General features: G+C 62.2%; 19 protein-coding genes. 12 read left to right on the top strand and 7 right to left on the bottom strand.

All coding sequences use genetic code 11. The annotated features are described in order from the left end of the window. Positions 1-83: 83 nt before the first annotated feature. On the bottom strand, positions 84-347 hold the full coding sequence (locus HV796_RS28695) for an ASCH domain-containing protein (RefSeq protein WP_175230154.1): 264 nt from the start codon (positions 345-347) through the stop codon (positions 84-86). A 368-nt stretch (positions 348-715) separates the two neighbouring features. On the opposite strand from HV796_RS28695, the gene HV796_RS28690 reads away from it, so the two are divergent. The 4 genes from HV796_RS28690 (at position 716) to HV796_RS28675 (ending at position 6055) form a co-directional block, all read left to right on the top strand. Further along, on the top strand, positions 716-1978 hold the full coding sequence (locus tag HV796_RS28690) for an MFS transporter (protein ID WP_175230151.1): 1263 nt from the start codon (positions 716-718) through the stop codon (positions 1976-1978). A 180-nt stretch (positions 1979-2158) separates the two neighbouring features. Then, positions 2159-2794 carry an NHL repeat-containing protein gene (locus tag HV796_RS28685; protein ID WP_175230148.1) on the top strand — a complete coding sequence of 212 codons (636 nt, stop codon included), beginning with the start codon at positions 2159-2161 and terminating at the stop codon, positions 2792-2794. 241 nt (positions 2795-3035) lie between these two features. Continuing rightward, positions 3036-5327: a M23 family metallopeptidase gene (locus tag HV796_RS28680; protein ID WP_175230144.1), complete on the top strand. Its 2292-nt coding sequence runs from the start codon at positions 3036-3038 to the stop codon at positions 5325-5327. Positions 5328-5332: 5 nt separating this feature from the next. Continuing rightward, positions 5333-6055: a hypothetical protein gene (locus HV796_RS28675; RefSeq protein WP_175230141.1), complete on the top strand. Its 723-nt coding sequence runs from the start codon at positions 5333-5335 to the stop codon at positions 6053-6055. Between the two features lie 331 nt (positions 6056-6386). On the opposite strand, the gene HV796_RS28670 is transcribed toward HV796_RS28675, so the two are convergent. Beyond that, entirely contained in the window at positions 6387-7292 is a 906-nt protein-coding gene (locus tag HV796_RS28670; protein ID WP_175230138.1) for a TauD/TfdA dioxygenase family protein, read from the bottom strand. A 203-nt stretch (positions 7293-7495) separates the two neighbouring features. Next, positions 7496-9256, bottom strand: coding sequence for a SulP family inorganic anion transporter (locus HV796_RS28665; protein ID WP_175230135.1), 1761 nt, complete (start codon positions 9254-9256; stop codon positions 7496-7498). A gap of 687 nt (positions 9257-9943) precedes the next feature. Between HV796_RS28665 and HV796_RS28660 the strand changes: the two genes are divergently transcribed. The 4 genes from HV796_RS28660 (at position 9944) to HV796_RS28645 (ending at position 13893) form a co-directional block, all read left to right on the top strand. Next, the gene (locus HV796_RS28660; RefSeq protein WP_175230132.1) at positions 9944-11101 is read left to right on the top strand and encodes a YncE family protein; all 1158 of its coding nucleotides are present in this window, start codon (positions 9944-9946) and stop codon (positions 11099-11101) included. A gap of 169 nt (positions 11102-11270) precedes the next feature. Then, positions 11271-11969, top strand: a complete 699-nt coding sequence (locus tag HV796_RS28655) for a DUF1223 domain-containing protein (RefSeq protein ID WP_175230129.1) — start codon at positions 11271-11273, stop codon at positions 11967-11969. Between the two features lie 24 nt (positions 11970-11993). Next, positions 11994-12875, top strand: coding sequence for a protein-disulfide reductase DsbD domain-containing protein (locus HV796_RS28650; protein WP_175230126.1), 882 nt, complete (start codon positions 11994-11996; stop codon positions 12873-12875). Between the two features lie 79 nt (positions 12876-12954). Next, the gene (locus tag HV796_RS28645) at positions 12955-13893 is read left to right on the top strand and encodes a histone deacetylase family protein (protein ID WP_175230123.1); all 939 of its coding nucleotides are present in this window, start codon (positions 12955-12957) and stop codon (positions 13891-13893) included. A 77-nt stretch (positions 13894-13970) separates the two neighbouring features. Here the strand turns inward: HV796_RS28645 and HV796_RS28640 are convergent, their stop codons facing one another. Then, positions 13971-14888, bottom strand: a complete 918-nt coding sequence (locus tag HV796_RS28640; protein WP_246356095.1) for a hypothetical protein — start codon at positions 14886-14888, stop codon at positions 13971-13973. A gap of 346 nt (positions 14889-15234) precedes the next feature. Here HV796_RS28640 and HV796_RS28635 point away from each other — a divergent pair, with 346 nt between their 5' ends. After that, a complete protein-coding gene (locus tag HV796_RS28635; protein ID WP_175230117.1) occupies positions 15235-15987 on the top strand; it encodes an SDR family NAD(P)-dependent oxidoreductase in 753 nt (250 codons plus the stop codon). Positions 15988-16048: 61 nt separating this feature from the next. Here HV796_RS28635 and HV796_RS28630 read toward each other — a convergent pair whose 3' ends face one another. Next, the gene (locus HV796_RS28630; RefSeq protein ID WP_175230248.1) at positions 16049-16960 is read right to left on the bottom strand and encodes a LysR family transcriptional regulator; all 912 of its coding nucleotides are present in this window, start codon (positions 16958-16960) and stop codon (positions 16049-16051) included. Positions 16961-17036: 76 nt separating this feature from the next. Here HV796_RS28630 and HV796_RS28625 point away from each other — a divergent pair, with 76 nt between their 5' ends. Continuing rightward, complete coding sequence (locus HV796_RS28625; RefSeq protein WP_175230114.1) at positions 17037-17837, top strand: NAD(P)H-dependent oxidoreductase; 801 nt, start codon at positions 17037-17039, stop codon at positions 17835-17837. A 39-nt stretch (positions 17838-17876) separates the two neighbouring features. Here the strand turns inward: HV796_RS28625 and HV796_RS28620 are convergent, their stop codons facing one another. Further along, complete coding sequence (locus tag HV796_RS28620; RefSeq protein WP_175230111.1) at positions 17877-18767, bottom strand: LysR substrate-binding domain-containing protein; 891 nt, start codon at positions 18765-18767, stop codon at positions 17877-17879. 224 nt (positions 18768-18991) lie between these two features. Between HV796_RS28620 and HV796_RS28615 the strand changes: the two genes are divergently transcribed. Together HV796_RS28615 and HV796_RS28610 are read left to right on the top strand one after the other, a co-directional pair. Next, complete coding sequence (locus HV796_RS28615; RefSeq protein ID WP_175230108.1) at positions 18992-19381, top strand: tautomerase family protein; 390 nt, start codon at positions 18992-18994, stop codon at positions 19379-19381. Between the two features lie 17 nt (positions 19382-19398). After that, positions 19399-19992, top strand: coding sequence for a DUF4865 family protein (locus HV796_RS28610; protein ID WP_175230105.1), 594 nt, complete (start codon positions 19399-19401; stop codon positions 19990-19992). A gap of 80 nt (positions 19993-20072) precedes the next feature. Here the strand turns inward: HV796_RS28610 and HV796_RS28605 are convergent, their stop codons facing one another. Beyond that, the gene (locus tag HV796_RS28605) at positions 20073-20999 is read right to left on the bottom strand and encodes a helix-turn-helix transcriptional regulator (RefSeq protein WP_175230102.1); all 927 of its coding nucleotides are present in this window, start codon (positions 20997-20999) and stop codon (positions 20073-20075) included. Positions 21000-21278: the final 279 nt, after the last annotated feature.

The following is a 21278-nucleotide window of genomic DNA, read 5'->3' as shown; positions in this document are numbered from 1 at the left end:
TGCGTGGTGGAATGAGCGAAGCGGCCGGCCGCGATGTGGGCGCGCCTGCCGCCCTGAATCCGAACAGCAGGCCAGCCGTGCGTCTAGGACAAGTAGCAGAAGGACTGAGGCGCGACCCCGCTTTCGAGGACTGACGGCAGCTCGGGCGGCTCTTCGTAGCGTCGCGCATCCTTCACTTTGATCGCATGTGCGACCTCGCGCCCGTCAAAATACTCGTTGAAGCGCTGTTTCGTTATGCCGGCAAACTCCTTGGTACTTGACCACAGCTTGTTGGGCGACGCAGAGATCACTTCATCGATATCGAACTCGCCAACCACTTTCCCGACCGGTTTCGTTGCATAGATCACAGCGGTTGTGACGCCGGCCGCCCTCGGAAATTAGAAGCACGTCACCGTGCCTGAGCGCATCGACACCTGTTATCGCCGTGAGATAAACCTTGTGAATGCTGTTGGTATGCGAGACGTCCTGCACGATGTTCGCGGTTTCAGTCTCGAGAATCGAGTCAATTTGCTGTCACCGGCCTTACTCTGCGACCGCTCGACTCATTCATCACAATTCAAGATACTCCACATCACATCAATTCATTTTTTAAGATACGGGTTTACGCCTATCCTACGTGGGTCGTCCGTGCGCACAGGTTCACCGAAGCGCGTGGCCAGCATTCCGTGATGTTTCGCGTCCTGACAAAACGCGGACCGACCAACGCGAGGGTTCCATGGCTCTTTCCGCCAACAGCTTGAAACCGGCGACCGCAGTGCCGCTCGATCCCGGCAGTTACGTCATGCGCAACCAGTCGTACTGGAAACGCAACCTGGCCATCTGCGTGTTCGGGTCGTTCACCACGCTGGTCAGTCTGAGCATGCTGCTGCCGTTCCTGCCGTTGTATGTCGCCCAGCTCGGCGTGAAGTCGCCGGCCGACGTGGTGCAGTGGTCCGGCGTCGCGTTCGGCGCGACCTTTTTCGGCACCGCGATCACCGCGCCGATCTGGGGGCGGCTTGCCGATCGCTACGGTCGCAAACCGATGCTTGTGCGCGCCGCCATCGGTATGGCGGTCGTGATGTCGCTGATCGGCCTTGCGCACAGCGTCGCCGAGTTGGTTGCGCTGCGCCTTGCGGCCGGGCTGATCGGCGGCTATGCGTCGGCTTCGATCGTCATGATCGGCACGCAGGCGCCGCGCGAGCGCGCCGGCTGGGCGCTCGGCGTGCTCTCCACCGGTGCGCTGTCGGGCAATCTGATCGGGCCGCTGGTCGGTGGCTTTTTGCCCGATCTGGTCGGGATTCGCGGCACGTTCTTCGTCGGCGGCGCGATGATCGCCATCGCCGCCGCGGCGACAGTGCTGTTCGTGCGCGAAGATTTCGACCCGTACACGGATACGAAGCCCCGCGCGGCCGCAGCAGACAACCCCAATCCGAATGCGCATCGCGCGATCATCGCGGCGCTGCTCGTCACCGCGATGATGGTGCTGTTCGCCAATATGTCGATCGAGCCGATCATTACGGTGTATGTCGCGCAGTTGGGCGTGCCGCACGAACATCTCGCGCGCATGGCCGGCATCATCATGGCTGCGTCCGCGTTCGGCAGCATGTTGACCGCGCCGCGGCTAGGCGCGCTTGCCGATCGCATCGGCAGCTGGAATGTGATCATCGGCTGCCTCGCGGTGACCGGGCTGATCATGCTGCCGCAGGCGTTCGTCACGCAATGGTGGCAGCTCGCGCTGCTGCGCGGCCTGATGGGGATGACGATCGCGGGCCTGTTGCCGTCGATCGCGAAGATGGTCCGCCAGCTGGTCGACGACAATCATTCCGGCAAGACACTCGGCTATCTGCAATCGGCGCAGTTCTCCGGACAGGTGATCGGCCCGCTCGTCGGTGGACAGATCGGCGCGCACGTGGGTTTGCATCAGGTGTTCTTTGTGACCGGCACGCTGCTCGTGGTATGCGCGGTATTGAATTGCTGGATGCGCGCTCGTCACGCGTAGTCCGGGCCGCCGCGACGCCGCGACGGCTCCGGACTTGCGGTTTGCGGTTCACGGCTCACGATTCACGACGGCCTTGTTACTCCCCCGCGTGGCTGTCGAACGGCTAGGATGCGTGCATCGCGCATCCATTTCCGTTTCGACCCGCTGGACAAACCAGCAGCACAAGTCAAAGGAGGAAACATGAAACGATCAGCCGCCGAAGTGGTTCACGAGTACGGTCCGTTTCCGGGCGTCGACAAGGTGGGGGGCGTCACGTACGACGGTCAGCGCGTGTGGATGGCGGCGGGCGATACGCTGAAGGCGTTCGATCCGGCGACCGGCCACACGCTGCGCTCGATCGACGTTGCCGCGGACGCCGGCACCGCGTTCGACGGCCAGCACCTGTTTCAGATTGCCGATAGCCGCATCCAGAAGATCGACCCGGACACCGGCCGCGTGCTCGCGACGATTCCAGCGCCCGGCGCGGGTGGCGACTCAGGGCTCGCGTGGGCCGAAGGCACGCTGTGGGTCGGCGTATACCGGGAGCGCAAGATCCACCAGATCGATCCGCAGACCGGCGCGATTTTGCGCACCATCGAATCCAATCGCTTCGTCACCGGCGTCACCTGGGTCGATTCGGAACTCTGGCACGGCACCTGGGAAGGCGACGAGAGCGAATTGCGGCATATCGATTCGCAAACCGGAGAAGTGCTCGAAAAGCTCGAGATGCCGGCTGGCATCGGTGTGTCGGGGCTCGAGTCGAATGGCGCGGACCTGTTCTACTGCGGCGGCGGCATGAGCGGCAAGGTGCGGGCCGTGCGCAAGCCGAAGAAATAAGCGCAGGCTGGAGACATCGCGCGCGCTGTGCGTGCCACCGTTCGGGGTAGACGGTGAGGCCAGCGCGCCACGCGGATTCTCTGTACCGTCAGAATTTCACCGTCGAAATATCAACCCCAATCAAATTGGGATAAATCTCATAGACATTATCCAGATGTTTTGGTTTGCTAACGTTCCTTCGGCATGACAGTCACCGCATGTCAACGCCGATGCCCGCGTATAGCAACCCGACAACATCGAGATGATTATCAGCCCGCCGTTTCTTCCCTCCACTGGCCTGCGCCCGGCCGACCCGACCGTCGTGGACCCGATGATGGATGTCGTGGACACCTACGAGCAGGCCCATGGCATTTACCCGATCGCGTTTGATCGCAGATGGCATTGCGGCGTGCACCTGATGCCAGCCATGCAGAACGAGAAAGTCCATGCAATTGCGGACGGTGTCGTAGTGGCGTATCGCGTTTGTCAGCACGCGTACGACGGCGGCGGTCGTGGTGAGCGGGACAGTCATGCCGGGTTCGTGCTGCTTCGACATACGACCGAGACGGGCGACGGCCGGACGCTGACGTTTTACTCGCTCTACATGCATCTACTGGATCTGGCCAGCTATCAGTCTGTCAGCGCGGATGCGAAGCATCTGCCGGAGTTTTTGCGTATGCCGACCGCCGGAGACGGTTCCGCGGTGCCGCCTGCGCAGCCAGGCGACGGCCGCAGGGTGAATCGCAAGGACGTGCTGGGCTGGATGGGTGAGTGTCAGGGCATGCGGCATCTGCACTTCGAGATTTTCATGACAAAGTCCGACTTCGATGCCTACTTCGGTCAGACCCGCCTGGGCGATACAAGTACGGACACGGCCACCGGTGTGGACTGCTGGGGGCATAGCTACTACATGATCCCCGCTAACCGGACGTTCGTGTCGCTCCCGCCCGGCATTGACGCGCACCAAAGGCTGCATGGTATTCCGTTTGATGCGTTGCAGACCGGGCGTAACACGCAGGAGCTGATCGTCGAGACGTACTTCCACAAAGGCAGCAGGTACACCAATGCGTGGAGTATGGCAGCCGACGGGAAGCGCACCTTACTCACGGAGAAGCCGGTCGTCGAAAAGGACTACGAATACGACATGTACCGGCGAGCGGCCGCGCTGTATCCGGCCTGTCCGAGCGACGGGTATGAACTGCTGCGCTTCGGGCGCATCCTCGCGAAGCCCGAGACGCTTGATGCTGGCGATGCTCGCGCGACGTGGATGCGGGTTCCCTATGCGCCCGGCGCGCAAGGCTATATCGATGTCAGCAAGGACGACGTGGTCAAACTGTCGGATGCGGATTTTCCTTTCTTCATGGGGTGGCGGAAGATCAGTGAAGGCGATAGTCCGTTCAGTGCGGATGGACTGTGCGACATCGACGAACTGAAGAAACTTGTCAGCGATACGACCGATCATCACGCGCGATACGAGACTGCGAAAGGCGGGGAACGCAAGAGCGAAGATAATGCCATGCGCTATATACGGGGCAATGACCGCGTGCGCAGGCAGTTGCGTGGCTTCGTCTGTGAGGCGCCGAGCGAATGGGACAGTTCGCATAACGAGCAGCGATATCGGAAGCTGAAAGACGAAGGAGAGTTTTATCACGGAAACGAAACGGGCTATAAGCAGTTCATGGATCTGCTGACGTCGTTTCAGTTCTGGAACGCAACGGGCTTACCATCGGGACAAAAGCTTTGGTTTTTCCATCCGCTTGAGTTTATCCGGCATTTCAGGAAATGTGGGTGGTTGAGCGCAGAGGAACTTCTGGCGATGTTTCCATCGATCGCGCTTCGCTCGCTCGGCAAGGGTCGATGGACTGCGGAAAGAGTTCTGCCATCGCGTGGGATGGCTGCCAATTTTGCTCCTGAGTTGAACAGGGCAATGCACAAATTCGGAGTGACCACTCCACTACGCCGCGCAGCGTTTCTTGGCAACGCCATGCAGGAGACGCAGTGGTTTTCGAGCCTGGTTGAAAGGACGAGTAGTCCCCCACCGCGTTACAGCCCATGGATCGGCCGAGGTTTCCTGCAACTCACGTGGCCGGAAAACTACGTGGAGTATTGGCGCTTTAGCGGGCGGCGTATCGACCAGGAACTCGTTGACAGATTGCATCTGGCAAGGCTTGCAGCGGAGACTGCGCACAACAATGAGCCCCTGATCGCAATGGAGGCTGCTCTTCCCGAGAATCTTAAGGCTATGCGGGAGGCAGTGGGCCGTGACGTTAAGGATGCTGCATCCAGTGCGGGCGCATATTGGGTTTGGTCCGGAGCAGCACGGTACGCTGACGCATACCCGGTCTTGCGGCCACAGACCAGATTCGCTGGCTCAACCTACGTTCCCTACTACAGTTGCGAGTCGTTCGCAAAAGTCGCAGCTACAGTCAATGTAGGACATCCGTCTACATCGTTCTCGACCATATACGGTATCGAGGCGAGGTTCCACGCTTATGCAAGCGTCTTGATGGCATCAACCGATTTGACTGAATTGGATAAACTCGTCTCGGAATAATTAAGATGAGAGCTCAAGCCTTATCATGCATAAAGCACACTGTTCTATTGGCCGTCTTCATTATCATCCTGATAAGTGTGTTCGCAACGTACGCGAGCGAATCTTTTGCTTCGCGCTCAACAGTAAAAATCTTTCGTTACTCTGTGGGTACGTGTGATTTTCGAATTTCTGACCATATGTTCGACGGCAAGTTTTACGTGAACAAATGGTCGTCCCCACCAGCAGCGATATATACTTATCCCGATAAATATTCACAAAAACCAACTGGTCTCTCAGAGGGTTTTACGTTGTTTTGCATAGATGCAACTGAGGATAAAATAGGTCTTATACTGGGTGCAAAGCGGGTTAACGGACAATGGCTCGAATATAACCCGTGGCCCAGATCAAATGAAATGGAACTAACACCGTTCGATCCTGGGGCTCATCTTCAAACCATTCGCATCCAGGGCAAGAATTGGAAGGGCATAGGCCTGACCGTCGATGAGACGACCGGCGCAGAACAGCACCGCCTACGCAGGTTCTTTTTCTGCTTGGTACACCGAACTCACGCACTCTGTGGGAATACTCCAGTTCAGCGACTGGCAGATCCGGGAGGACATAGCGAACTTGGGAGAATAACAGCGATATTGGAGACAATCGAATTTGTCGAATCACTGGCGCCAAACGAATCTGGCGCAGCAAGCAATGTCAGTGCAGACCACGACAAACGTGGGCGAGATGGTAAATGACTGGAACCGCGAGAGGTCGCGCTTTTTCCCTCTTGGATGTGGCGAAGAATTTATCAACTTAAGCATAGACACAAAGAAACGGCGTTTGACCAATACCTACCATGAAGAAGCCACGCCAAAGGTTGGCATAACTCATCAGCAATTCGGATGAGCATCAAAACCAAAATAACGTTATACGAAACACTTCGTTTGGCCACGCGGCACGCATGGATAGAATGATCCCGTCTCCTCTGTGTTCCAGTCCGTGCTGGACATGGGATGGGTCCCGGCGTTACCCAATGCCGGGACCTTTTTTTACCGTGACAATGACAACCCCGCGCAATAGCGCCGCTCAGAACGGCGCATCCCCTTCAATCGTTGTCCGATACAACTTGCGCCGCAGATGGTCAGGCGTGCCTGCCGCAAGATGCATCAGCGAGCGGTTGTCCCAGAACACCATGTCGTGATCGCGCCATTGATGGCGATACACGAATTGCGCACGCACGCTGTGCGCGAACAGTTCGTCAAGCAACGCGCGGCTTTCGTCCTCCGGCAGTCCGACGATACGCGTCGTGAAATGCTCGCTGACGAAAATGGCCTTGCGGCCCGTCTCCGGATGCGTGCGGACCACCGGGTGCACAACCGGCTTCACTTCGGCGATCTGCGCCGCGGTCAGGTTCGGGCGCCACGGACTGCGCGCCTGCAATTCCGCGTAGCGCGCGAGGTACGTATGCTCGGCACGCAAGCCCGCGACCGTGTTGCGCAGATGCGCGGGCAGCGCGTCATAGGCAAGGTGCATGTTCGCGAACAGCGTATCGCCGCCTTCGGCCGGCAACTCCTGCGCATGCAGCAGCGACCCGAGGCTCGGCTTTTCCTTGTACGACAGGTCCGAATGCCAGAAATGGCCTGCATCGCCCAGTCCGATCGGCTTGCCGTTCTCGACGATGTTCGAGACGATCAGCATCTCCGGGTGGCCGGGCAGCGCAAACTGGTGCAACACGTGCTTTTGCAGCGGGCCGAAGCGGCGGCTAAACGCGACATGCTCGTCCGGCGTGATGCGCTGGTCGCGAAACACCAGCACGTGATAATCGAGGTGCGCGCGGTGAATGCGCGCGAAGTCGTCGTCGGCAAGCGGTTGGGACAGGTCGAGACCGATCACCTCGGCGCCGAGCGGCGCATCGAACGCAACGATGTCGAAATCCTGCTGAAGCCGGGCGGATCGATTCGCGGACTCCGCAGCAATAGCGGGCGTGGACACGAAAGACACTCCGTCGAAAGAAAACCGTGAATCTACGGCCGCGTGTTGCTGCGCGTCAACGAAACAAAAGGGATACGTTTATACGCGAATGTCATAAGGGCAAACCCGCGGCAGATTCGAGGGAAGCTCGAGGCAAACCGAGGCCCACGCCCGGGCCGCGTGGCGCGGGCGCGCAGTGCACCGCGCCGTCGCGAGTCCGCCGTTCAATCGTCCCAGTCGTGCCACTCGACATCGCTATGCTGTTCGAGATACGCGTTGACCGCGACGCCGACAGTCGGGAACGCACGCTCGGCAATCATCCCGGCCGACACGCCATAGCGGATCATCAGATCCTTCACGGGTCCTTTCATCTCCGCGAAGTACAGTTCGATGTGCGCTTCCTTCAGTTGCGCGTGGAGGTCCCGCAGAATGCCGGCCGCGGTCACGTCGACGTCGGTGATCGGCTCGGCCGCGACGACCACCCACCGCGTCGGCGTGCTGGCCAATGCGATCGCGCGCCCGACGTGATCGCGAAAGATCTCCGCGTTCGCGAAAAAGAGCGGCGCGTCCCAGCGAAACAGCAGCAGCCCCGGAATGTGGCGGGCTTCCGGGTGCCGCGACACATCGTGATAGCCCTTGCGTCCTTCGACACGCCCGAGCACCGCATCGTACGGCCGCCACGCGCGCCAGACGAACGCGAGCAGCGCAAGCCCGATGGCGATAAAGATGCCTTGAATGACGCCGACCAGCGCGACGCCGGCGAAGCAGGCCATCGATTGCAGAAACTCGCTCGGCCGCAAGCGCAGCAACACGGCCATCTCGCGGATTTCGAACAGCCCGACGGCCGCCGCGATCACCACCGCGGCAAGCGCGGCCGTGGGCAACGTGCGCAACAAGGTTGGCGCGAACACCAACAAGGCGGCCACGCACAGTGCGGCAATCACGCCGGTCAACTGCGAACGTGCTCCCGACGATTCGGCGACCGCGGTGCGCGATGAACTGCTGGTCACAGGAAACCCCTGAAACAGGCCAGCGACGATATTCGCCGCACCCAGCGCCACCAGTTCCTGGTCGCGATCCACCTGCTGACCGGTGCGGCCGGCAAACACACGCGACAGCACGCTGATATCGGCCAGCGAAATCAGCGCCACCGCGATCGCGCCGGGCAGGAGATCGACCACCTGTTGCAGCGATACCCATGGCAGCGACAGATGCGGCAACCCGCGCGGGAGCGCGCCGACAATCGGCACATGCGCGGTTCGGTCCAGTTCGAACACCGCGACGGCCAGCGCGGCGCCGACCACCGCGACGAGAATGCCTGGAATGCGCGGCACCCATCGTTTGCAGCCGAAGATGACGATCAGACTCGCGACACCGAGCGCACACGCGACCTCGTTGACCTTGCCGTCCAGCACGCCACGCATCAAGCCGACCGCTTCTTCGGTCAGACTGCTGCCGTCGACGCCAAAACCGAGCAGCTTCGGCGCCTGCCCGATCACGACAGTCAGTGCGACGCCGTTCAGATAGCCTTCGCGAATCGGTTTCGATAAAAGATCGGTGACGAATCCGAGCCGGAACAGCCCCACGAGCACGCACAGGACGCCCGACAGAACGGCCAGCATGCCGGCCATCAGGATCAGCCGCTCGGGCTGCGGCCCGGCAATCGGCAGCACAATCGACGCGATCAGCGCGCCCAGTGCCGAATCGGGGCCCAGCACGAGAAACCGGCTCGGTCCGAAAAGCGCATAGGCGAGCGTGCAGGTGACCGTCGCGTACAGGCCGATAATCGGCGGCAAATGCGCCGCTTCCGCGTAACCCATGCCGGCCGGCACGAGTACTGACGTGAGCACGAGCCCGGCGACGAGATCGCTGCGCAACCAGCTGCGCTGGTACGCGCGCATCGTCGCGAGCCCCGGCATCCGCTGCAGCCAGCGATGATGCGCGGCCGTCCGCGACGCGGCGGCGCCGCTGTTCATCCGACTCATTCGACCTCTCCTGCGTAAGACCGGACACCTGATTTCCGGTCGAATCGGCAAACGTTCGCAAAATGAGTCATGCGATTGAATGGCTGGGCCCGCACCGTGCGATTCATGCGGTCTTATCAGAGTACGTCTAGAACATAGCGAACGAAAGGTCAAACAAATCTTCGCTTGCGGGTGCTGTGCGCGACGCCAGCCTTCGCCGGCTACGTGAGAAAGACGGCATGAACCGGATTCACAAACTGACGTGTACACGGAGCGCTTTCACTTCATGTGCAAGTTGATTCGGCATCCAAATTATTTACACATCTTCCGCTTGCCCGATACCCGCATTCCTTTCAAATCAGGTTCACGCAACTTACTGGCCACGCCGACCTTAAGTCGCTCTTAAGCCAACTCCGCGCATTGTTCGACCGGCAATACCGTTCGCCGGCCGACACGATACGCGGTCAGCCTTCCCCCGGCGAGCCAGGTCCCACATCGTCTTCAAACCATCACACGCGCAGTCGCCTGGTCGCCCAGGCGACTGGCTGCGCGCGCCCGTTGAAAACGAAGACTCATGTGGTCAATTTGTGATTTCCCAGCCAATGAGGATTACTGATGAGTTAAATATATGAATTGCAAATCCGTAATACCCGAACACCATTCCCCACCGTTTTGATCAACGGTTCGCAAAAGACTCTGGAGACAAGGATGAAAAGACGGAACCCTCGGCAGATCCTGCTTGTTGCCGTTTGCTCAATCAGCGCATGTCTGCTGGCGGCATGCGGGTCGGACAACAACAACAGCAATCCGACACCCACTAATAATTCGAGCGGCCCCCATCTCGTGACGAATATTGCGGTGCCCAATGCGGCCAGCCCTGCTTTCAGCTTCGATATCAGTTTCGCGGATCACGGCCGCTACTTCCTCGCCGACCGGAACAACAAGGCGGTCGATGTGGTCGACACCAGCAACAACCAGTTGATCGCGCAGATTCCGGGCAACTTCACCGGCATCGGCGCGAGCACCGAGAATTCGGGCCCGGACGGCCTGGTGGGTCTGCCCGGCACGAGCACGCTGTATGTCGGCGACGTGAACGCGGTCAAGATTCTTGACACGACTGCGCAGACACTGACCCAGACCATCACGCTCACCACGTCCGGCAATCGCGTGGACGAAGGCTGCTTCGATGCGACCGATCATCTGGTGCTGATGGCCAACCCGGGCGATTCTCCGCCGTTCATCAGCTTCATTAACACGGACACGCAGACCGTCGCCACGCAACTGTCATTCCCGGGCTCGTCGGGGCTCGAGGCCTGCCAGTACGACGCGGGCACCCAGAGCTTCCTGATCAACAACGACGGGACCACCGCCAATCCGGACGGCGAACTCGACGTGATCCCGGCGAGTACGGTGCTCGCCGGGCACCCGGCGATCACCAAAAGCTTTCCGCTCGGCAACTGCTCGCCGGCCGGCCTCGCGCTCGGTCCGAACGAAGACGTGATGGTCGGATGCGATCCGGCCGCAGGCAACCCGCTGATCACGCTGATCCTTGACCGCACGAACGGCACGGTCCTCGCGAAACTGCCGTTCGGCGGCGTCGATCAGATTGCTTACGACGCGACGTCGAACCGCTACTTCCTGCCCGCGCGGCACTGGACCGCCAACGGCATCGCGGCGGCGTCGGGCTTCACGCCGCAGATGGCGGTGATCGACGGTACGAGCCGCGCGATCGTCGCGCAGATCGCGGTCGGCACCGGCGCGCACTCGGTTGCCGTCGACGGCCCGTCGGGCCAGGTCTATGTGCCGTTCCAGGCCGGTAGCGGTGCGTTCCCGAATGGTGGTATTTCGGTCTTTACCGTACGCTAGGTAGCGTCGTAGCCCGCAGCACAGCGGGCGCGGCATCGGGCCATGCCGCGCCCCAGCACGATTGCGCCACCGCGCACGACCGGCGCGAACCGATTGTGTCGCGCCGGCCTGTCATTCTCGCGCGCGTGCAACGACCAACACTTGATTCATCCCTTTCCGGAGACCGATCATGTTCCGTCGTCTGCTCGCTTACGCCGCCCTTCTTGCCGCATTGCCCGCCGCTGCGGCGACCTCGACGTCGCGGCCGGTCGTGGTCGAGCTCTTCACGTCCGAAGGCTGCTCGTCGTGTCCACCCGCGGACGCGTACCTGTCCGAGTTAAGCGAACAACGTGACGATGTGCTGCCATTGGCGTTTCACGTGACTTACTGGAACAACCTCGGCTGGCAGGATCCGTATTCGCTCGACCTCGCCACGCAGCGGCAGGCCGACTACGCGCGCCGCTTCGGCGACGGGTCCTATACGCCCGAAATGGTCGTCGACGGCGCGGTCGGATTTGTCGGTTCAGACCGCTCGTCGGGCGAAGTCGCGATTCGCGAAGCGAAGGACGCCGGCGCGACGGCCGCGATGGTAACCGGTGTCCGCACCGGCAATGCGATCACCGTGTCGGTCGGTAGCGGCGCCGGCAGCGCACGCGTCGTGCTGGTGGGCTACGACGTGCAGCACGTGACCGCAGTCGGCCGCGGTGAGAACGGCGGGCGCACGCTGAAGGAATCGAACATCGTCCGCTCGTTCGAGCCCATTGGGCAATGGTCCGGCAAGGCCGCCGAGTTCAACTCGCCCGTGCCGGCAGGCGAAAAGGCCGCCGTGCTGCTCGAGGCGCCGAACGGACGGATCGTCGGCGCGGCGCGCGTGTCGGACAGCCAGTGACGGTTGGCGACAACGGAGCCCGTGATGTTTCAACTCGCTCGTATCGGTCCCAGGTTCGCGATGGCCGTGCTGCTTGCCGTGGCACCACTCGCGGCCCGCGCCGCGGCTTCTGACTGGCGCGGCGACGCGCGCGCCGAAGTGCGCGTGATCACCGCGACGGATAGCGTGCACGGCGATACGCTCGACGTGGGCGTCGAGTTTCGCTATCCGGCCGGATGGCATGGATACTGGCGCACGCCCGGCGATACCGGCATCGCGCCGAGATTCGACTGGTCCGCGTCGCACAACGTCGCGAGCGCATCGGTGTCGTGGCCCGCGCCGTCGAGGCTCGTGATCGACGGGCTGCAAAACAGCATCTACACGGGCGACTTCATTCTGCCGGTGAAAATCCGGCTGACACAGCCGCATCAGGCGACTCGCATCGCGCTAATGCTCGACTATGCGACTTGCGCGAACGTCTGCGTGCCGGAGCATGCGGCGCTCAGCGTCGACCTGCGTGAAGGCCCCGGCGCGCCGTCGAGCGAAGCGCAGGCGCTTGCCACCGCGCTGCGCACGGTGCCCGGAACGCCTGCGCAAGCGGGCATCCGCGTGACGCGCAGCAGCATCGAAGCAACCCGCACAGGGCGCCCCCGCCTGAGCATTGAGTTGCACAGTGCCGCTTCCGCATTTCAGTCACCGGATCTATTCGTTGAAGGCGCAGGCGCGGGCCTGCCCGCCGCGCCACGCGTACAGTTGTCCGAGCACGGGCGCCACGCGCGGCTCGAGGTGGACCTGCCACCCACCACGACACGGACCGCGCCGCTGCGCTTGACCGTCGTCGATGGTGCGCGAGCCGCGACGTTTGCCGGCCCGGCCGTCGCAACGCCTGCGAGCGCGACGCATGCGTCCATAAACGGAAGCCTATAACCTGCCAAACTTTGTTTGATTATGCTTGATACCGCGCGCGGCCCTACACTGTCGGATTGACTGCTGGCGGTGTCCGTCCATGTCCCCGACCCTTATCTACACGCACGACGCCTGTCTGAACCATCAACCCGGCCCGGGCCACCCCGAGTCGCCGGAGCGGCTGAAGACCGTGCTGCGCACGCTGCGCGCGCCGGAGTTCGCCGGGCTCGCGTGGCGCGACGCGCCGCTCGGCACGCTCGAACAGGTCGAACTCGTGCACAGCCGCGACTTTATCGATGAAGTCGCGGACCTCGCGCCGAAACAGGGTTACGTGCCGCTCGATGCCGGCGACACTGTGATGTCGCCAGGTTCATGGGAAGCGGTGATGCGCTGCGTCGGCGCGGCATGCGCGGGCGTCGATGCGGTGCTCAATGGCGACGCGCGCAATGTGTTCTGCGCGACGCGTCCATGCGGACACCACGCGGAACCGTCGCGCGCGATGGGCTTTTGCATCTTCAATCAGGCGGCGATTGCCGCTGCTTACGCGTACGAAATCCACAAGCTCGAGCGCATCGCGGTGGTCGACTTCGACGTGCATCACGGCAATGGCACGCAGGCCGCGTTTTTCCATCGGCCCGAGCTCTTCTATGCGTCGAGCCATCAATCACCGCTTTATCCCGGCACCGGGGCGGCGTCCGAGACGGGCGTCGCGCATAACATCGTCAATGTGCCGTTGCCGCCGGGCTGCGACTCGGCGCTGTTCCGCTCACGCCTCTCGGCCGCGATGCTGCCGCAGGTACGCGACTTTAGCCCTGAGCTGATCATCATCTCGGCAGGGTTCGACGCGCACCGGCTCGATCCGCTCGCCGGGCTCGGCCTCGATGATGACGATTTCCATTGGGTCACACGCGAACTCGTGAAAATCGCCGATGCGACCTGCGAGGGGCGCGTGGTGTCGATCCTCGAAGGCGGCTATAGCATGGAAGGGCTGGCCAACGGCACGCGCGCGCATGTGCGGGCATTGATGGGTGAGGGATAGGCGAGTAAGCGGCGCGGACCGCTGAGCATCCCCGCGCCGCGCCGCCGCGGCAATCGACACGGCCGCCCACGCGCGGCCTAGAAGCTGACCGCGAGGCCGAGCGACACGCCCTGCACATTGTGCCCAAACACATATCGGACGACCGCGCGTGTGCGCGTAATGATGATCGGATACTGGCCGCTGTCGAGCTCGAGTCCGACACCCAGCGAAACGAGATCGTTAAAGCCCAGCACGCCGGCACTATCGCCGAAGTAATGCGAGTAGGCCGCTTCCAGCACATAGCGAACCGGCCGGTCCAACGCATGCCACCCGGTCGGGGCGCGCCAGCGGGTCCATATGCTCAACTGCTGCGCCGTGGCGGAGCCCTCCACGGCTTGCGCCGAGCCACCGAAGCTGCGCAGGTAGATATCGGTCGCGCGCACTTCCACGTCGATTTCGTGAGATTCCCGGTAGTGCTCGTAGTCGAGCATCAGCGAACCGCCGTAGCCGTATGCGTTCAGATAGCCGTCGTTGAGAAATTGCAGGTTGCTGTCGGTCACGTGATTGATCACGCTCTGCCCGACCCTCAGGTCACTCGCCACGCGCCCAAGCGTGCCGTTGACAATCGGCCGTAACACCAGTTCGTCGGTGAGACGGAAATCCCATCCGACGCCAACCGTCGTGCTGAAGGTGTTCCACCGGGTCGGCAGCGCGCGTTGCTCGGCGCCGTCGCTCGCGATGAAAGTCGGATCGTAGCGGCTGTAGGCGAGCGTGCCTTCCACATACAGCGGAAACGATTTGCTGAGTGCGAAACCGCCGCCCAACTGCGTCTGCCAGAAGCCGGGGTCGCCGGTGGCCCCGTTGTTGACCGACAATGAACTGGTGGTCACGTCGGGCACCGTCGTATAGGACATGATCGCCAGCACGGCGTCGGCATGCCGCTTCACGTTGCCGCCGATCACGGTATTGCTCGACAAAGCGTCGGACGCCGCCTGCGCATACGACGCGCCCGGCATCAGCGCGACCAGAACCCATGCAGCGCCGGCGCACGCAAACCCGGCGAGTCGAACGCGCATCGCGAATCCCCTCTTCTGGTTGCTGCCTGAACTGCTTCGAGTTTTTTGCTTCAGCCCGCGTGATTCGTCATGCGATTAGGGTGCCGTCCGCGCTCGCCGACGGCCGGCGTGTCAGATCCAGTAAGTATCGAAAATATAGACGTGAAGTCCGCCGCCCGCCAAGCGCGATTTACGTCGTCCCCGCGTCCTGCGCAACATTCAGAATGCATCGCATTCGCGGCCAGCGAGGTCCGCCCATTGCGGCGATACTGACATCGATGTCAATCATTGCCTCGGAGGCACATTCATGAGTTTCGATTTCAATGGCAAGCGTGTCGTGATCGCGGGCGGTTCACGCGGCATTGGCCGCGGCATCGCGCTAGCGTTCGCGCAAGCCGGCGCTGCGGTGTCCGTTTGCGCACGCAATCCGGACAGCCTGCAAGCCATCGACGCCGAATTGCGCGCGCACGGCCATCCGGTTCATACCACATCGTGCGATCTGGCAGTCGGCGAGCAGATTAGCGCCTACATCGCAGCAGCAGGCAAAGCGCTCGGCGGCATCGACACACTCGTCAACAATGCATCGGGATTCGGCGGCGGCGATACCGAGGCGGGCTGGGAAGCGGGCTTCAACGTCGACCTGATGGCCACGGTACGCGCAGGGCACGCGGCGTTGCCGTTTCTGCGGCAATCCGGCAGCGGCGCGATTGTCAACATCACGTCGATCGCGGCACTGCATCCGAGCATCCGGACCGCGTCATACGCGGCGATCAAGGCGGCGGTCGCGCACTATACGGCGTCTCACGCGCTCGCGCTCGCACCGGAGCGCATCCGGGTCAACGCGGTCGCGCCAGGTTCGATCGAATTTCCGGGTGGCTCGTGGGAGCAGCGCAAAACCACCGATCCGAAGCTGTACGAAGGTATCTTGCGCAGCATTCCGTTCGGCCGGCTCGGCACGCCCGACGAGATTGCAAACGTCGTGCTATTCCTCGCGAGCCCATACGCGGGATGGATCACCGGCCAGATGCTGGTGGTCGACGGCGGGCAGGTGCTGACGTAACGCCCACGTGATGTGATGCGGATATTGCCGCGCGCGGCATCAACCCGGCGCGGCGCATCCGCTACACCGAAGCCGCGATCTGCTCGCGCAGCCACTGATGCGCGGGATCACGGTGAACCCGTTCATGCCATAGCATCGACATCTCATAGCCGGGCACGTCGAGCGGCGGCGCGACCACCTGCAGCGCAGCGGAATCGCGAACCAGGCGTGACGGCAGCATCGCAACGAGATCGCTGCTCGCCAGAACCGATTCGACGACGAGAAAATGCGGCACCGAAAGCACCACCCGGCGCGCGAGTCCGAGTGCGGCGAGCGCTTCGTCGGTGACGCCGTGAAAACCGCCGCCGCCCGGCGACACGATCACGTGCTCGAGCTTGCAGAACTGCGCGAGCGTCGGCCGCCTTTTCAGCCGCGGATGGCCCGTGCGGCCGACCAGCACATAGCATTCCGTGAAGAGCGGGCGCCGGCGCAGGCTCGGGGGCGAGTCGCCGGAAGTGTGGAGAGCAAGATCGATGTCGCCCTGTTCCGCCTGCTGCGCGGTGCGCCCCGGCATCAGCGGAAGCACGGCGAGCCGCGTGCGTGGCGCCGCCTCGCGTAATGCGTTCAATGCGGGCAGCACGATCGTCATTTCCGCATAGTCAGCCGCGGCCACGCGCCATGTGTGATCGGCTTCGGCAGGATCGAATGCGCGCTCGGGCGCCACCGCGCGCTCCAGCGACTCGAGCGCTTCCCGCAGCGGCTCGCGCAGCGCCTGCGCCCGCGCGGTCGGCCGCATGCCGCGCGGCCCGGGCAACAGCAGCGGGTCGCCGAGTGCTTCCCTCAACCGGGCGAGATGAATGCTGACCGACGGCTGTGACAGGTTCAGCCGCTGCGCCGCACGCGTCACGTTGTGCTCGGCCAGCAGCACATCGAGGGTGACCAGCAGATTGAGGTCGAGACTTCTAAGTGTATTGACCACGCCAATACCTGCAATTTCAACAATTCATTTCAAATATACCGGATGAAGACCTACGCTGCTGCTTATTCCAGTTATCGAGGTTTTCATCATCATGAATGTCCTGCTCGTCTATGCCCATCCCGAACCCCGGTCTTTGAACGGCTCGCTACGCAACTTCGCGATCAAACGGCTGGAACAAGCGGGGCACGAGGTCCAGGTCTCCGACCTGTATGCGATGCACTGGAAATCCGCGCTCGATGCGCAGGACTATCCGGCACGGCCAGCCGACGCGCGTTTCAATCCGGCGGCCGACTCCGCGCACGCGTTCGAAAACGGCTTGCAACGCGAAGACATCGAACTCGAACAGCGCAAACTTCTGTGGGCCGACGCGGTGATCCTGCAATTCCCGCTATGGTGGTTCTCGATGCCGGCGATCATGAAAGGATGGGTCGAGCGCGTCTATGCGTATGGTTTTGCATATGGCGTCGGCGAACACTCCGATGCCCGCTGGGGTGACCGCTATGGGGAAGGCACGCTCGCCGGCAAGCGCGCAATGCTGATCGTCACCGCTGGCGGATGGGCATCGCACTACGGCCCACGCGGCATCAATGGCCCGATCGACGATATCCTGTTTCCGATCCAGCACGGCACGCTCTACTACCCGGGCTTCGACGTACTGCCACCGTTTGTGTCCTATCGGACCGACCGGATCGACGAGGCGGCGTTTGCAGCCCTGTGCGACGCGCTCGGCAAACGTCTCGACACGCTTTTCTCGGTCGAGCCGATTCCGTTTCGCCCGCAGAACAGCGGCGATTACGTGATTCCAACGCTGGCGTTGCGTTCCGATATCGCGCCGGGGAAAGTGGGCTTCGCCGCACACGTCGCCGAATCAATCGGCTCAGCGGTCGAGTAAGCCGAGATGATAACCGCCGCACACGCGGGCCGCCCGGGTTTAGACCGAGTTGATTTCTTCGAGTACCGTCTCCAGCACGATCTCGGTCAGCCGGCGCACGACCGGCCGTGCTTCCGGCTCGGTTCGATGCAGCGACAACGGGATCGGCGGCAGCACCGGCAAACCCGTGGCCAGTGGATCGAGCACCGCGAGTGTGCGGGGCATCGCGATCGTCGTGCGAACCGTGATGCCGAGCCCCGCTTCGGTCGCCGCCCAGAGCCCGGAGAGGCTCGGGCTCGTAAAGACCAGCCGCCACGGAATGCTGGCCTCATCGAGCGCGGCGATGCCCGCCGCGCGGAACGAACATGGCGGTTCGAACGCGACCAGCGGCAACGGGTCTGCGCCGAGACCGCGGATATTGCCGGACTCCGGAAGCCCGACCCACGCAATCGACAGGTTCGCCACCCATTCGGCATACGGCGTACCGTTGCTGTTTCCCCATGCGAGCGCGACGTCGAGGTCCCCTTTGAGCGTCTTTTCGATTAGCCGCGCACTACCGTCGACCTGCACTTCGACGCGCACTTTCGGATGCGCCCTCGCAAAACGTCCGAGCACCGCCGGCAGGAACGTGTCGGCAAAGTCCTGCGGCAAGCCGAGCCGCACCCACCCTTCCAGGTCAGCGCCGCGGATCGTTTCCACCGCTTCGTCGTTCAGCTCGAGTAGGCGTTTCGCATAGCTGAGCAGTGATTCGCCGGCCGTCGTCAGCGCAAGCCCTCGACCCGACTTTTGCACGAGCGGCGTGCCGATCTGGTCCTCGAGCTTACGCAATTGCGTGCTGACCGCCGATTGCGAGCGGCCAAGCCGGTCCGCTGCCCGCGCGAAACTGCCGAGTTCGAAGCCCATTACGAACGTGCGCAACACATCCATGTCGAGATTGGTGCGGACCGCCATAGTTCGATTTTTCCGATGTGACAGTTTGAAAGTTTGCGATTTTCTGGAAGCGTATTGTTCCTTATGCTCAACGCCATGAAGTGCGCGCATCGCATCGATTGCCGCGGCGAGCGTCACGCGTGACGCATCGCCATGGTGCGATCTCGTTGCATTGTATGCGCTTGAAACGCGCTGTTCGGCATTTGCGTGCGCAAACCTATTGCTATTCGCGAACGGAGAATTCCATGCCACTCGTACGTATTTCACTGCTTAAGGGGCGATCCGCTGAACAGCTGCGCGCGATTGCCGACGGTATTCATCAGTCCCTTGTCGACACGTACAACGTGCCGCCGGGCGATCGCTTCCAGATCATCGAGCAGCGTGAGCCGGGTGAGATCATCTACGATCCGCACTATCTCGGCGTCGAACGGACCGACGACGTGGTGTTCATTCATATCGTCGCGGGACGTTGGCGCGATACGGCGACCAAGCAGGCGCTCTATCGTGCGCTTGCGACACGGCTGTCGGCCGACGCCGGCATGCGGCCCGAAGACGTGCAGGTGATCCTTTCACCCACTGAGAAAGACGATTGGTCGTTCGGCAATGGCCTTGCATCGTATATCGCGCAAACCTGACAAGCGAGGAGCGACTCATGTTCATCATGCAATATCAGATCACGCTGCCTGCGGACTACGACATCGATCTGATCCGGCAGCGCGTCGCCAGCAAGGGGGCGTCGTTCGATTCCCTCGAAGGGCTTGGTCTCAAGTGCTTCCTGATTCGCGAGCGCGGCAAGTTCGGCGCGCAGAGCAGCCAGTACGCGCCGGTGTATCTGTGGCCGCAGACCGACGCGATGTGGGGCTTTCTCGCCGGCCCGGGGTTCGGCGCAATCAAGGACTCGTTTGGCGCGCCGCCGGTCGAAACATGGCCAGGCCTCGCGTATGCGCGCTCGGGCCACCTGACCGACCCGACGGCAATCGCCGCGCTTACACGTGAAGACGAGACCTTGCATCCGGAAACCGATCTTATCGAACGTCGCAAGCGTGAAATCGACATGGCCGCGGACGCGGTCGAGCGCACGCCGGGTTTGCTTGCGCGCGCGGTGGGACTCGACCCGCTCAGCTGGCGGCTGGTTCGATTCGACTATTGGGCGCGAACGCAAGCCGAATTGCCGGCACCGTCACGCAGCTACGAGGTGCTGCACGTGTCGGCGCCCGCGTTCGCCGAACTTCGCGAAAACCGTTAGCGGCAGGCATAACGTGTGAATGCAGTGAGTTCTGGCGGTGTGCCGATGCGGATGCCGCCCCACTCCGCGCGGCGATCTCGTCACGCTTCGCGTGGTGCGGTGGCTTCGGTGGCTTCGGTGGCTTCGGTGGCTTCGCATTCTTGCGGCGACTCATGATGGTTCGCGTACTCGCGCGGGGTCATGCCGTGCTTTTTCTTGAAGAGGCGGCTAAAGTGCGCCGGACTGGCGAAGCCGCACCGGCAGGCGACGTCCTGAATCGCCAGAGTCGGCGTCTGCGCAAGCAGACGGCCCGCGTGCTCGAGACGCAGTTCATACGCATAGCGCATCGGCGACAGGCCACGCTGCCGGAACGCGCGCGTCAACGAACTGATCGACACGTTCAGTTCATTCGCGATACCCGCCATGTTCAGGTTCGTATCGGCGAGACGGCACGTGATGATCCGGGTCGCGCGCGGCACGATCGCCTTCGCGCCACGGCCGCTGTCCAGCGCCCCGCTGCTTTCGATCATCACGTCCATCAGGTCGAGGAAATGATGGCCGAGCCGTTCGACCAATGCATCGCTCGCGTTGTCGAGATAGTGGATAAACGTCAGCAGAAGAGCACGCAGCGCGGCGACATCCTCGGTCTCATGAATCGGATGACATGCGCGCAAGAAGCGATAGGACATGCCGCGGTCCTCAAGTGCCCGCTTCGAGATATGCAGTACCGAGATGTGGGTGGACTCCCGAAGCGTACGGCTGAATTTGCGTGATGGATCCAGCAGCAGCATATCGCCGGCTCTGAAGCCGAGCGTTTCTCCGTTCTGTTCGATCGTCATCCGGCCACGACGAACGATTTCCAGCCGCAGATAACGCTCGCTACGGCGCCTGCTTACGGCCGTTGCCAGATTGCGGCCTTCACTGCCCGCTTCGACATTCGTGATAAAAATCTGCGCGGAACGTCTGGACGACGCTACCGCGCCAGAACAAGCCACGTATGAGGGGTTTAACTGACCTGTTTGCTCCATGCTTTCGATCCCTATCTGCCGATCGAAAGGGCTGCGCTGCCCGGAGCCTGCGCCGCGTCCCCGAAAAGCTTTGTGCATCATTTCGACGATATTCCTCAGAACTTCTAAAATTCCCGGACCGCACGGCTCGCAGGATGTTGGCCGAAGTCTGACAACGCTGCGCGTCCCCGCACGGTAGCCGCCGGCCGCCGACAAGCCGGGACTTCCACACTCGCGCAATGCGCTGGGCTCGGTGAATCGAGGCTTCTCAAACGTCGTGACGACGAACTAAGTATCTTC

This window comes from Paraburkholderia humisilvae (assembly GCF_902859855.1).
Taxonomy (GTDB): domain Bacteria; phylum Pseudomonadota; class Gammaproteobacteria; order Burkholderiales; family Burkholderiaceae; genus Paraburkholderia; species Paraburkholderia humisilvae.
The sequence above is the reverse complement of the archived record's forward strand: the minus strand, read 5'-3'. Positions and strand labels throughout refer to the sequence as shown.